General features: G+C 66.3%; 12 protein-coding genes. 8 read left to right on the forward strand and 4 right to left on the reverse strand.

Going from position 1 to position 11,792, the window contains the following annotated elements:
• Window positions 1-18: 18 nt before the first annotated feature.
• Window positions 19-738 (forward strand): SDR family NAD(P)-dependent oxidoreductase, encoded by a 720-nt coding sequence (locus tag HNO80_RS15445; protein WP_175323737.1) that lies wholly within the window; start codon window positions 19-21, stop codon window positions 736-738.
• 292 nt (window positions 739-1,030) lie between these two features.
• A complete protein-coding gene (locus HNO80_RS15450; RefSeq protein ID WP_249777392.1) occupies window positions 1,031-2,212 on the forward strand; it encodes an oxidoreductase in 1,182 nt (393 codons plus the stop codon).
• A 233-nt stretch (window positions 2,213-2,445) separates the two neighbouring features.
• On the opposite strand, the gene HNO80_RS15455 is transcribed toward HNO80_RS15450, so the two are convergent.
• On the reverse strand, window positions 2,446-3,516 hold the full coding sequence (locus HNO80_RS15455; protein WP_175323738.1) for a LacI family DNA-binding transcriptional regulator: 1,071 nt from the start codon (window positions 3,514-3,516) through the stop codon (window positions 2,446-2,448).
• A 172-nt stretch (window positions 3,517-3,688) separates the two neighbouring features.
• Between HNO80_RS15455 and HNO80_RS15460 the strand changes: the two genes are divergently transcribed.
• The 5 genes from HNO80_RS15460 to HNO80_RS15480 all read left to right on the forward strand — a co-directional run bounded on the left by HNO80_RS15460 (window position 3,689) and on the right by HNO80_RS15480 (window position 8,481).
• Window positions 3,689-4,576: an ABC transporter substrate-binding protein gene (locus tag HNO80_RS15460; RefSeq protein WP_175323739.1), complete on the forward strand. Its 888-nt coding sequence runs from the start codon at window positions 3,689-3,691 to the stop codon at window positions 4,574-4,576.
• A 107-nt stretch (window positions 4,577-4,683) separates the two neighbouring features.
• The gene (locus HNO80_RS15465) at window positions 4,684-5,472 is read left to right on the forward strand and encodes an amino acid ABC transporter permease (protein ID WP_175323740.1); all 789 of its coding nucleotides are present in this window, start codon (window positions 4,684-4,686) and stop codon (window positions 5,470-5,472) included.
• On the forward strand, window positions 5,469-6,248 hold the full coding sequence (locus HNO80_RS15470; RefSeq protein ID WP_283810512.1) for an amino acid ABC transporter ATP-binding protein: 780 nt from the start codon (window positions 5,469-5,471) through the stop codon (window positions 6,246-6,248). Before HNO80_RS15465 ends, HNO80_RS15470 begins: the two co-directional genes overlap by 4 nt.
• Window positions 6,248-7,288 (forward strand): Gfo/Idh/MocA family protein, encoded by a 1,041-nt coding sequence (locus HNO80_RS15475; protein ID WP_175323741.1) that lies wholly within the window; start codon window positions 6,248-6,250, stop codon window positions 7,286-7,288. The genes HNO80_RS15470 and HNO80_RS15475 overlap by 1 nt, the downstream gene beginning before the upstream one ends.
• A gap of 71 nt (window positions 7,289-7,359) precedes the next feature.
• Window positions 7,360-8,481: an NAD(P)/FAD-dependent oxidoreductase gene (locus HNO80_RS15480; RefSeq protein WP_175323742.1), complete on the forward strand. Its 1,122-nt coding sequence runs from the start codon at window positions 7,360-7,362 to the stop codon at window positions 8,479-8,481.
• A 98-nt stretch (window positions 8,482-8,579) separates the two neighbouring features.
• Here HNO80_RS15480 and HNO80_RS15485 read toward each other — a convergent pair whose 3' ends face one another.
• Entirely contained in the window at window positions 8,580-8,783 is a 204-nt protein-coding gene (locus HNO80_RS15485; protein ID WP_175323743.1) for a hypothetical protein, read from the reverse strand.
• 393 nt (window positions 8,784-9,176) lie between these two features.
• Here HNO80_RS15485 and HNO80_RS15490 point away from each other — a divergent pair, with 393 nt between their 5' ends.
• Window positions 9,177-9,626 (forward strand): RDD family protein, encoded by a 450-nt coding sequence (locus HNO80_RS15490; protein ID WP_175323744.1) that lies wholly within the window; start codon window positions 9,177-9,179, stop codon window positions 9,624-9,626.
• Here HNO80_RS15490 and HNO80_RS15495 read toward each other — a convergent pair.
• Together HNO80_RS15495 and HNO80_RS15500 are read right to left on the reverse strand one after the other, a co-directional pair.
• Window positions 9,555-10,544, reverse strand: coding sequence for an alpha/beta fold hydrolase (locus HNO80_RS15495; RefSeq protein ID WP_175323745.1), 990 nt, complete (start codon window positions 10,542-10,544; stop codon window positions 9,555-9,557). The genes HNO80_RS15490 and HNO80_RS15495 overlap by 72 nt on opposite strands.
• 94 nt (window positions 10,545-10,638) lie before the next feature.
• Entirely contained in the window at window positions 10,639-11,643 is a 1,005-nt protein-coding gene (locus tag HNO80_RS15500; protein ID WP_175323746.1) for a PDR/VanB family oxidoreductase, read from the reverse strand.
• Between the last annotated feature and the right edge of the window lie 149 nt (window positions 11,644-11,792).

An 11,792-nucleotide genomic window follows, 5' to 3' on the forward strand; every position in this document is an offset into this window, starting at 1 on the left:
AAGCCCCGGAAGGAACGAATGAACAACACTGACACCGCCCCTCACACGTCGGGCCGCGCCGTGGTGGTCACGGGCGGGGCCAGCGGCATCGGCAAGGCCATCGCCGAAGCCTTCACGGCGAACGGCGACAGAGTGGCTGTCCTGGACCGCTCTGGCGTGGGCGTCATCGCCGTCGACGTCTCGGATGAAGCGAGCGTGAAGGCGGCCTTCGCTGCCGCAAGGGAACAGCTGGGCAGGATCGACATCCTCGTCAACAGCGCTGGCCTGCTGACCGAATCGCGGCTGGAGGACATGACCCTGGCCATGTGGAACGAGACGATTTCCGTCGACCTGACCGGCGTTTTCCTCTGCTGCCGGGAGGTGGTGGGGGAGATGCGGCAGCAGAAGTGGGGCCGCATCATCAACATCGCCTCCCAGTTGGCCATCAAGGGCGGCACCGGGCTCACCCACTACAGTGCCGCCAAGGCCGGGGTGGTGGGGCTGACCAAGGCTCTCGCCCTGGAAACCGCCGGCGACAACGTGCTGGTCAACAGCATCGCCCCCGGGCCGATCGAAACTCCGCTGGTTGACGGGATCTCGGAAGACTGGAAGGCGGCCAAACGTGCTGAGCTTCCGCTGGGGCGCTTCGGAAAGCCGGCGGAAGTTGCACCCACAGCTCTCCTGCTGGCCAGCGACCCCGGGGGAAACCTGTTTGTGGGGCAGACCCTCGGCCCCAATTCCGGCGATGTAATGCCCTAAGAAAGGGACGGACACATGTGCGGTGCCTGCGGACGAACCGTTGTGCCCGATCCCATCCTGGGCCCGGTCAGAACAATGCGGCAACACCTGATTGCCGCAGCGACCATCAACAGTGTGTGCCAGGGCCTGCCGGGAGCCCCCAAAGTGACCGCGCTCAAAGATGGCTGGATGATGACCGGTCCTTCGGGGGCCTCAAGGCAATGCCAGACCCTTGAAGAACTGTGGACCGCGGTCCTTGGTTGTTTTACGGATGCCTCGGTTTTAGGACGCCTGCACAGGCGCCGGGAAGACTATGCGTCCGACCCGTCCAACGCAGGGCTGCCCGCGCGTGCGGCCGGCATGGTCGCACCAAACAGCAAAGGAAAACTTCATGACTGATTTCACCCCACTTTGGGAACCCATTCGGATCGGTTCCACTCAACTGGAGAACCGCGTCGCGCTGGCTCCCATGACAAGGATCAGTGCCACCGAAGACGGACACGCGACGGAAAGAATGGCTTCCTACTACCAGGGGTTTGCACGCGGAGGCTTCGGGCTTTTGATCACCGAAGGGATCTATCCGGACACGGCGCACAGCCAGGGCTATCACTTCCAGCCAGGCATCGCGACCGAGGAGCAGGCCCGGTCCTGGGCCATGGTTGTCGACGGCGTCCACTCGGCTGGGGCACGGATATTCGCCCAGCTGATGCATGCAGGAGCGCAAAGCCAGGGAAACCGGTTTGTCACTTCCTCGATCGGGCCATCAGCAGTGGCTCCCAAAGGGGAACAACTCCCGTTTTACCGCGGTGAGGGCCCCTATCCCGTTCCCTCCGAGATCACTACGGCCCAAATGAACGACGTCAGGAAGGGCTTCGTCACGGCTGCGCTGAACGCTCAGCGGGCCGGTTTCGACGGCGTCGAAATCCACGGCGCCAACGGGTATCTGCTGGATCAATTCCTCACGGACTACATGAACCAGCGCACGGACAGCTACGGCGGATCACCGGAAAACAGGGTGCGCTTTGCTGCGGAGATCTGCCGCGACGTCCGGGACGCCGTCGGCCCCGACATGACAGTGGGCATCCGAATTTCCCAGTCGAAAGTCAGCGACAATGACCACCGATGGAGCGGAACCGCGGAAGAAGCGAAAGTCATCTTTTCCACCCTGGGGGCCACCGGCGTCGACTTTATCCACACCACGGAATACCAAGCGATCGCGCCTGCATTCGAGGATTCCGACGAGTCTTTGGCGGCGCTGGCCAAGGAGTATTCGGGAGTGACAGTGGTCGCCAACGGCAAACTCGACGATCCGGAAACCGCTGTGTCCATGCTGCGTGACGGCGCCGCCGACGTCATCGCGCTCGGCAAGGGCGCCCTGGCCAACCGGAACTGGCCGCACCTGGTCCGGAACAATCTGGAATTCGACGAACTCGACCCCAGCGTGTTCGCTCCCCTGGCAGACGTCAAGGATTGGGAACTGGAGGGGCCGGTCTGAAGCGACCTCGCGCGTTAGAAACCTGCTCGACATCCCCGTGACCCGCGGCGACGCTTCTCCGCGCCATGGGCCCGCCGGGCTACTATGGAGCGATCCAGTCGAAAATAATCCTTGCCATGGCCGTGTTCTGAGGCCGGTGTCGCCGGCCAGCGCCAGTAGCCCGCAGCTGGAACGGCAACAGGGAATCGCGAAGACGCGCGCGGCAGCGGGCGGGACGCTCCCGCCGTCGTCGCCTAACGCCGCGCCGGTGCCGCGACGGAGCCCCGGCGGATCAGCTCGGCCGTAAACACCGGCGCGGCTGCAGGCGCCTTCCGGCCCTCCATCTGCCGGATCAGGGCCGCGGCTGCGGCTGCGCCCATCTCGTACACGGGCTGCGCGATGACCGTGAGTGGAGGCGTGGTGAGCCGCGTCCAGGCGAAGTCGTCGTACATGAGGAAAGAAACATCCTCCGGAATCGACAGGCCGAGCTCCTGGATAGCCTCGACCACACTCAGCCCGATCAACCCGTCGGAGGCGATGATCGCCGTGGCCGGATCCGGGCGCTGCAGCAGCTCGCGGGTGATCTTCCGGATCGACTCGTCATCGCCGGCGTTGAGGCGGATCAGATCACCCGGCGGCTGCAGACCGGCGTCAGCGAACGCGCGTTGCAGGCCGGCCCGCCGGTCCGAGATCTGGGACGAGTCCAGCGGCATGCCCTCGCGGTACGGTTCGTCCGTCCGGAGGGTGGAGATGAAAGCGATTCTGCGGTGGCCGGCATTGATCAGGTAGCTCGTGGACTCATGGGAAATGTCCTCCATGTCGACGGCGACGGTGTCGACATCGAGCCCGGGCGCCTTGCGGTCCAGCAGGACCAGCGGGCGGCCGGACTCGTGAACGCGCCGTAGATGTTGTGTTTCCACCGAAGACGCCGGAGCCACGATCAAACCGTCCACGCGCTTGTCCAGCAGCACCCTGACGGCATCGATTTCCGCGGCCGTGTCCTCGTCCGTGTTGATCAGGATGACGTTGTAGCCGCTGCGCTTGGCGGTGTCCGTAATGCCCCGGGTGGCCAGGCCGAAATGGGGGTTTTCGATGTCGCCCACCACCACCCCGATGGTGTGCGATTTTCCGGTGTTCATGCTGCGGGCGAGCTCGTTTGGCCGGTAGTCCAGCTCCTCGGCAGCCGCCAGCACCCGCTCGCGCACATCGTCGCTCACGGCGCCGTAGTTGCCCAGGGCGCGGGCGGCCTGGGCCTTGGACACCTGGGCGGCCCGTGCGACGTCGGCGACGGTGACATCGCGGCGCCGGGAAACATCACTCTTCATGACGGCCTTTCGTAGCGGACCCTTGACGCCCCATGTGGCTTCGATTACATTTCTAGCAATCGATGTGAGTCCGGTCTCAATCCTAGGGACTGAGACCGGACTCAGCAAGACTCGCATCGGCCCTTACCCATTCGGGGCACACTGCCCGCCTACCCCGCTCCTCACCCCACGATTGGAAAACGCTGTGAACACAGGAAACAAGCTGCGCCCCGGGGCGCTCATTGCCGCTGCAGTTGCCGCGGTCTTGGCCCTCTCCGGCTGCGGCGGAGCCTCTTCCGCCTCGTCCTCGCCGGCGGACAACCCCTACGGTCTGATCGAGCCCGGCACCATTCGCGTCGCCAGCCTGGGTGACTCCAAGCCCTACACCTTCGCCGACGCCCAAGGGAACTTCACCGGCTTCGACGTCGAACTCTTCAAGGACGTCGCCCACCGCGCCGGTATCGACAAGGTCGTCTTTACCGGTCAGGACTTCTCCGGGCTGCTCGCCGCCGTCTCCAACGGCCAGTTCGACGCCGGCGTTGCGGCGATCGGCATCACGGACAAGCGCAAGCAAACCGTCGACTTCTCCGACGGTTACCTGGCCGGCTACCTGACCGTCATCACCACAAAGAACTCGGGTGTCACCAACGCCGACGCGCTCGCCGGAAAACGTCTAGGCGTCGTGCAGGGAACGCTCCAGGAGGCCTATGCCGTCAAGAACTTCACCTCGGCCAGCCTGGTGCGCTTTCCGGATAACAACACCGCTATTTCCGCAGTGAACAGCGGATCCGTCGACGCGCACTTCCTGGACTATGAGGCAGCCAAGGCCTACGAGGAGAAGTACGGACTGGTCAGCGCCGCGGACATCCCGTCCTTCGATGCCCCCGCCGGGTTCGCCGTGGCGAAGGGCAAGACGGCCTTCAAAGACGCCCTGAACAAGGGACTGGCCGCGGCCATGGAAGACGGCACCTGGAAGAAGCTGTACCAGAAGTGGTTCCCGGGATCGCCGATGCCCAAGCAGTACCTGCCGAAGGCCGAGCAGGCGGCAAGCCCGTCGCCCAGCCCTACGTCCAGCAAGTAAGCCGCACGGCGGACACCTCCGGCAGCCGCCCCGCTGCCACCTGACCGGGCGGGCCGCACGGCGCGGCCCGCCCGGGATCCACAAGCTACCTACGTCTGAGAGACACCATGGACTGGTTAAGCACCATCACCCGCACCTTTTTCGACTTCGGCGCAATGGCCGAAGTCCTGCCCCAGCTTCTGGGAGTCGGCCTCCTCAACACCCTCATAATCTCCGTCGCCGCCACCATCCTCGGTGTCGCCCTCGGCATGGTCGTCGCCGTGATGGGGATATCCCCGTCCGCCTGGCTCCGTGTCCCGGCCCGGATCTACACGGACCTGTTCCGCGGGCTACCGGCCATCCTGACCATCCTGCTGATCGGCCAGGGATTCGCCCGCATCAGCCAGTCGATATTCGGCCCGTCGCCCTACCCCCTGGGAATCATCGCACTGAGCCTGATTGCCAGTGCCTACATCGGCGAGATCTTCCGCGCCGGTATCCAGAGCGTGGACAAAGGCCAGGGCGAAGCCTGCCGAGCGCTGGGCATGAGCTACGCGAAATCGATGGCCCTGGTGGTTGTACCGCAGGGTGTCCGCCGGGTCCTGCCCGCGCTGGTCAACCAGTTCATCGCCATTGTGAAGGACTCCTCGCTGGTCTACTTCCTGGGCATGCTGGTCTCCGAGCGGGAACTGTTCCGCGTCGGACAGGATGCCGCTGTCCTCTCCGGCAACCTCTCCCCGCTGGTCCTGGCCGGGATCTTCTACCTGGTGGTCACGGTCCCCTTGACCCACCTGGTCAACTACTTCGACAACCGCTTCCGCACCGGCCGACGCCGCCCCGCCGCCCCCAGTAGCGGCCTCAAGGAAGTCAACGAACTCGCCGCGGCCTCACCGCTGACCACCGGGAGCAACACATGAGCCTCGCAAGCAACACCGCCAGCAATACCGCGCCGGACATCGAGACCTTCCACGGTTCCAGCCTGGAACTGAGAAGCCTGACCATGGCCTACGGGGACATCGAGGTGCTCCGGAACGTCAGCCTCAACGTTGCGCCGGGCACCACCACCTGCATTATCGGGCCCTCCGGCTCCGGCAAGTCCACCCTGCTCCGCGGGGTCAACCGGCTGCACGAACCCAAAAGCGGGGACGTGCTGCTGGCCGGCGAGAGCGCCCTGCAGGTCAAACCGGATCTCCTGCGGGCCCGCATCGGCATGGTCTTCCAGCACTTCAACCTCTTTCCCGACCACACCGCCCTTGAGAACGTCGCCCTGGCGCTGTGGAGCGTCAAGGGAATGCCGAAGGCCGAAGCACGGGAACGTGCCCGCCGCCGTCTCGCCGAGGTGGGCCTCGCCGAGCGCGCCGACCACCGTCCCCGGGACCTCTCCGGCGGTCAGCAGCAGCGCGTCGCAATCGCCCGCGCCCTTGCCATGGAACCGGAAGTCATGCTCTTCGACGAGGCCACCAGCGCGCTGGACCCGGAACTGGTCAAGGGCGTGCTGAACCTCATGGCCGGCCTGGGCCGCCGCGGCATGACCATGCTGGTGGTCACGCACGAGATGGGGTTCGCCCGCAAAGTCGCCGATCAGGTCGTCTTTATGGACGAAGGCGAAGTCGTCGAATCCGGCACCCCCGCCCAGCTCTTCGACAACCCCCAAAGCGAACGGCTCCAGCGGTTCCTCTCGGAGGTGCTGTGATGGGCAGCGGCGCAGCGGAGCCCATCCGTACTGCCGTCGTCGGCTTCGGTGTCTCCGGCAAGGTCTTCCACGCGCCGCTGATCGCGGCGCATCCCGGCTACTCCCTGGACGTCATTGTCACGGCGGATCCGGCCCGTGCCGCGGAGGCGGCCAGGCTCTACCCGCACGCCCGGATCGTCCCGACGCCGGAGGAACTGTTCACGCTCGCCGGAAGCCTGGACCTGATTGTTCTGGGGACGCCCCCGCAAACCCACTACGACCTCGCCGCAACGGCAATGGACCGCGGCCTGCACCTCGTGGTGGACAAACCATTCGTCACCAGCCCGGCCCAGGGCGAAGCTCTCATCTCCCGGGCGGCCGCCGCCGGCGTGCAGCTCACGGTCTTTCAGAACCGGCGCTGGGACGCCGACTTCTTGACACTCCGGGAACTGGTTCGGGGAGGAGCGCTGGGCGACGTCCGCAGCTTCGAGTCGCGCTTTGAGTGGTGGCGGCCGGACGGTTTCGGGAACTGGCGGGACACTGCCGCGGCGTCCGACGGCGGCGGCATCCTCAACGACTTGGGCGCCCACCTGGTCGACCAAGCTGTCCAGCTGTTCGGTCCCGTCGCGGAGAGCTACGGGGAGACCGCCAACCACGGACGCCCAGACGGCGCCGACACCGAGGCCTTCGTGTCCCTGCTCCACGAATCCGGAGTCCGCTCACGGCTCTGGATGAACGGCATGGCGGCCCGGGTTGGCCCGCGATTCCACGTTCTGGGCTCCAGGGCCGGGTACACCAAGTGGGGTCTGGACAGCCAGGAACCCGCGCTGGCAGGCGGCATGTTGCCGTCGGATCCGGCCTACGGCGTGGAGCCCGAGGACTCTTGGGGGGTCCTCGGCGTCGACGGAACCTCCGAGGCGGTGCCTGCCCGGCCGGGCGCCTACCCCGAGTTCTATACCCGGCTGGCCGCGGCGCTCCGGGGGGATGGGCCGCTGCCGGTCGACCCCGAGGAGTCACTTGAGGTCTTGAAGGTCATCGAAAACCTCCGCGCCTTCGCCTAGCCATACCTCGCGCCGCCCGGGCAGGGCCCGCGCGACATTCAAGCACCCATTACGGAACGAAAGGGAGACCCATGTCCTCCACACCCTCAACCAAACGAGTCGCTGTCATCGGCGGCGGTATCCTCGGCGTCTCCACCGCCGTCCACTTGCTCCGGGAAGGCGCCTCGGTGATCCTCCTGAGCGAACACGGCCTGGCCAGCGAGGCCACCGGCCGCTCGCTGTCTTGGTTGAACTCCGCCGGAGAACGCTCCACCCCGTACCACCAGCTCCGGGTCGCCGGCGTGGACCGCTACCGAACCCTCTTCGCTGCGGATCCGGACCGGGACTGGCTGCAGTTCGGCGGCGGCCTCATGTGGCACGCCGCGGGACAGCAGGCTGCCACCCTCGCCCGCCATGACTACGAGAAGTCCATCGGCTATAACTCCAAACTGCTGGCGCCCGAACAACTCCCTTCAGCCGTTCCCGGCGTCGACCCGGACGCCGTGCCCGAGAGTGCCATCTTCAACCCCGGCGAGGGGTGGGTCAGCCTGCCTGAACTGGTGGAGTTCCTGATGGAGGAGTTCCATGAGCTGGGTGGGGAACTGGTGCTCAATGCCGGCAAGGTCTCCGTCACGGTCGACGCCGGGCGGGCCCGCGGCGTGCAGACGGCCGCTGGCGACACCTACGCAGCGGACGCCATCCTGGTGGCGTGCGGCGCCGCGACGCCCGCAGTCGTCGCACCCCTAGGCGTTGACATCCCCAACGGTTCCCCAGTCTCCATGCTGGTTCTGACCAAGCCAGTGGACCACGGGCTGAAGGCCGTGCTGAACACCCCGCGGGCGGCAGTGCGGCCGAACCCCGGAAACGCCCTGGCCCTGGACCACGACTGGTACGAAGAGCACATCACCGAACACGCCGACGGTTCCTTCAGCATCCCCGACGAGGTGGTTCAGGAACTCGCCGATGAAGCGTCCAAGCTGATCGCCGGCCATCCTGAGCTCAAGCCGGCCTCGTGGAAGATCGGGTACAAGCCCATCCCGGGCGACGGCGAACCGGTCTTTGGGGAACTCGGTCCGGTGCCCGGCTGCTTCGTGGCCTTCACTCACTCGGGGGCAACGCTCGGCCTTATTGCCGGCGAACTCCTCGCGGGCGAGATCATGACCGGGAGGAAGCACCCCATGCTGTCCAGCTTCCGGCCGGGCCGGTTCTCCTGACCGGTGGCCGGCTGAGCCGCCAGGGCTGACCTTAGGGATGCGACGACGACGGCGGGAAGCTCCCGCCGTCGTCGTCGTTTTAATGCTGCGTTGCGTTCTTAAGCGGAAGCCGAATCGAGGTTGGCCGCGCCGTGGTTCAGGCTGAGCGTGAAGGTGTTCGGGCCGCTGGCGTGGACCGCGATGTTGGACTTCGCGGTGTTGTGCCGGATCGAGAGATCGTGGACCAGGGCGTCCAGCTCGTGGTGCATCGTGGAGCGGTCCCAGAGCTTGTGGGTGACAGTGTTGGCAGTTTCAAACGTCATTGTTCAGTGCTTCCATTCATGAATCCGGGTGTCCGGCTGCCGCGCCGATGCGGAGCCGCCGTAGGCCAAACCAGGAACGCCTGAGACCGTGGGCAGCTCTGCGAGCTCACCGGTTTGGCCTCATTGCGTCCACCAGGATGGTGCCCCTGATTCGATTCGGACGCGGGGCGTCGGAGCGAACCTCGGGGCTGCGCGGGCGGGGGATTCGAGGCCCCTGCCTGCCTTTTCATGATGCACAGCGCCGGGTGGCCGGCTCAAGCCAGACGGCGATTATTGCGGGTGAGACTGGTCACAGCCGCAGGTGCGTCCGGGGTCGGCGCGGCGTTGAACAAATCTGATCGGGTCCGGTGTCGCATAGGCGGGCCACGGATTGCCGGGTGCGAGAATCACTGCGTGGATACTCCCGAATCAGCGATCGTGAACTGGCCTTCGCTGCTGTTCTCGCTTCTTATCGATTCGCTTCTGGTCTGGGCTCCGACCGTATTGCTGTTCATTCTCGCGCCCGGCAACTGGATCCCTCTTGTCGTGTTCCTCTTCACCGCTTTGGCCACCAACTGGGCACTCTACGCCCGCGGGACTTCCCTGGGCAGCTTCCTTGGAGGCTTCCGGCTTCGGACCCGGCGTGGCCAGCCGCCGGGGCCGGCCTACGGGCTGATCCTCTCAGCGCTGACCTTGTTGTCCATGTTCGTGGTGGCGGTGGCCGTTGCCGTCAGCTTCACCCCGGGTAACGATGCCTCAGGCCCGCTCGGCAGGCCGGAAAATCACCCCCTCCTAGGAGAACGAACCCACCGCCGGCGTTTCCTGCAGGCCGCGGACCGCTACTGGGAACGCTGGGCGGATTGAATCCGGCGGCCCCCAAAGACCATCGAGCAGGCGCATCACTTGCAGCGGCCTCTCGAAGTTGGCGAAGTGGCCGCAGCGCGGGATCGTCACCAGTTGGGCGTGCGGGACCACTTCGCCCAAACGGTCCAGGTCGGACTGCGGGGTGAAGACATCCGCGTCCCCGCGGGTCGCCAACACCGGGCAGCGGATGCTGCGCCACCGGTTCAAGTCGTAGTGGGCCGCGGCCCGGGCGGCGGCGGAGAAGCTTGCCGGCCGGGCGTCATCGCCAAGCCCGCGGATAACCCGTGCGGGTATGGCTGCCGGAGCTGCGAAAAACGGGGACATCAGTGGCCGCATCACAGGAGTATTGCCGGTGGCACGTACCAGCGCCGACCCGGCTGGACCGAGGGCCGCCAGGGTTCGCATGAGCAGCAGCATGGCCGCGAACGCGGGGAGCCTGGCGAGCCCGCGCAGTGGATGCCGGGCCGCCTCGGACACACCGAATGTGGTGGCCGAAATCGCGGCGACGCTGGCCGCCCGCTCCGGCCAGGCCGCGGCGAGATGCAGCCCGAGGAAGCCTCCCATGGAGTGCCCCACCAGGTTCCACCGACGGTACCCGAGCGAGTCGAGGATCCCAACGACAGCCCGCCCGATGGCATCGATGCTGAAGTGTTCAATCCGCGCACGTTCGGTGGATCCACCCCAGCCCGGCAGGTCGATCAGCACCCGTGCCCGGTCCGGCGCTCCGGCGAGCAAGGTCTGGAAGGTGGTCCAGGATCCCGCGGCGCCGTGAAGGTACACGTCTGCAGTGTCCGACGCCGGCCCTCGCTTTTTGGGGCCCGGCTGGACATGCACCGTACAGGGACCCAGTTCCGTCGGGAGGACATGCCGCCGCAGCATGGTTGCCTCGGCGGCGGTCGTTTCCTGCTGAACGCGCATGGGCCCCTTTCGCTCCTAGTCTCTATTGATTCGGAGCCGACGTGGTGCCGGACCGGATGCGCGGCGTCTTTCGATCGACAGGCGGCAGGTGTCCTCAGACGTCGATGGTGACGACGGCGCGTTCCCCCGTTGCGTCCGCCCGCGCTCCGGTTTCCGAGCTGACGGCCCGTGAGACGCAGCAGCACATCTTCGCAGCGGCGTGCTGCTGGCGCTCGCTGTAGAACACGTCGCGGTGGTCGACGGTGCCCTGCAGGCCCAGCAGCCGCACTTCACAGAGTCCGCATTCGCCCTTGCGGCAATCGAACATCATGTCCACTCCCGCCCCCTCGAGGGCTTCCAGCATGGACTCGCCCGGACCGACGGTCGTCTCCACGCCCAGCCGCGGGACGCGGACGACGAATTCCTCCGGGTCGAACCAGCCGCTGTTGCCGAAGGTCTCGTACCGCAGGTTCGGGGCGCTCAGGCCGCGCGCGTCCCAGCCGCGTTTCACCGCGTCCATCAGCCGGATCGGTCCGCACATGTAGAGCTCCGTCTTCGGATCCACCCCGGCCAACAACTCATCGACCTTCAGCGCCGTGCCCTCGTCATCCACGTGCACCCGCAGCGCGCCGCCGTGGAGCGCTTCCAGCTGGGGCAGGTAGGCCATGGCGGCGCGGCTGCGGCCGGCGTAGACCAGGGTGTAGTCCGCCTTGATGTTGTGTAGCACCCGGGCCATGTTGACCATCGCGGTGATCCCGATGCCCCCGGCCAGGAGCACGTAGCGCGGGGCGCCCACCCGGAGCGGAAAGTTCTGCAGCGGCTGGGTGATCTCCAGCTGGTCCCCGACCTCCAGGCCCTGCATGAAAACCGAGCCGCCCCGGGACTGCGGTGCCCGGTAGACGCTGATGGCCACGCGCAGGCCGTCCTCGCTGGAATCCACCACGGAGTAGGAGCGCTTATGGCGTTCTCCGTTGATCGTGACCATGACGTCGATGTGCGAGCCGGGCTCCGCTTTCTTCGGTAGCGACTGGGACAGGACCAGCCGCCGGGTTTCCGCGGTGACGGACTCCGCCTCGACGACGGTTCCGGTCTGCCAGACTTCGATGTTGGTTGCTGCCATGACTATCTTCTTACTTCTCGCTGGGCTGGACGGGTCTGGGGTCGGTCAGACGGTGGGGATGAGCCGGCCCTCGGCGGCGAGCTGGCGCTCAATCAGCCTGCGGACCCACATGCCGCCGGCGTCGATGTTGAGGTTGTAGAACTCGTAGT

Source organism: Arthrobacter sp. C9C5 (assembly GCF_013359735.1).
Taxonomy (GTDB): Bacteria; Actinomycetota; Actinomycetes; order Actinomycetales; family Micrococcaceae; genus Arthrobacter.

Excerpts from the sequence above, each read along its gene's own strand:
- HNO80_RS15445 (WP_175323737.1), top strand. The coding sequence starts at position 19 with ATGAACAACACTGACACCGCCCCTCACACGTCGGGCCGCGCCGTGGTG.
- HNO80_RS15450 (WP_249777392.1), top strand. The coding sequence starts at position 1,031 with ATGCGTCCGACCCGTCCAACGCAGGGCTGCCCGCGCGTGCGGCCGGCA.
- HNO80_RS15455 (WP_175323738.1), bottom strand. The coding sequence starts at position 3,516 with ATGAAGAGTGATGTTTCCCGGCGCCGCGATGTCACCGTCGCCGACGTC.
- HNO80_RS15465 (WP_175323740.1), top strand. The coding sequence starts at position 4,684 with ATGGACTGGTTAAGCACCATCACCCGCACCTTTTTCGACTTCGGCGCA.
- HNO80_RS15470 (WP_283810512.1), top strand. The coding sequence starts at position 5,469 with ATGAGCCTCGCAAGCAACACCGCCAGCAATACCGCGCCGGACATCGAG.
- HNO80_RS15475 (WP_175323741.1), top strand. The coding sequence starts at position 6,248 with ATGGGCAGCGGCGCAGCGGAGCCCATCCGTACTGCCGTCGTCGGCTTC.
- HNO80_RS15480 (WP_175323742.1), top strand. The coding sequence starts at position 7,360 with ATGTCCTCCACACCCTCAACCAAACGAGTCGCTGTCATCGGCGGCGGT.
- HNO80_RS15485 (WP_175323743.1), bottom strand. The coding sequence starts at position 8,783 with ATGACGTTTGAAACTGCCAACACTGTCACCCACAAGCTCTGGGACCGC.
- HNO80_RS15495 (WP_175323745.1), bottom strand. The coding sequence starts at position 10,544 with ATGCGCGTTCAGCAGGAAACGACCGCCGCCGAGGCAACCATGCTGCGG.
- HNO80_RS15500 (WP_175323746.1), bottom strand. The coding sequence starts at position 11,643 with ATGGCAGCAACCAACATCGAAGTCTGGCAGACCGGAACCGTCGTCGAG.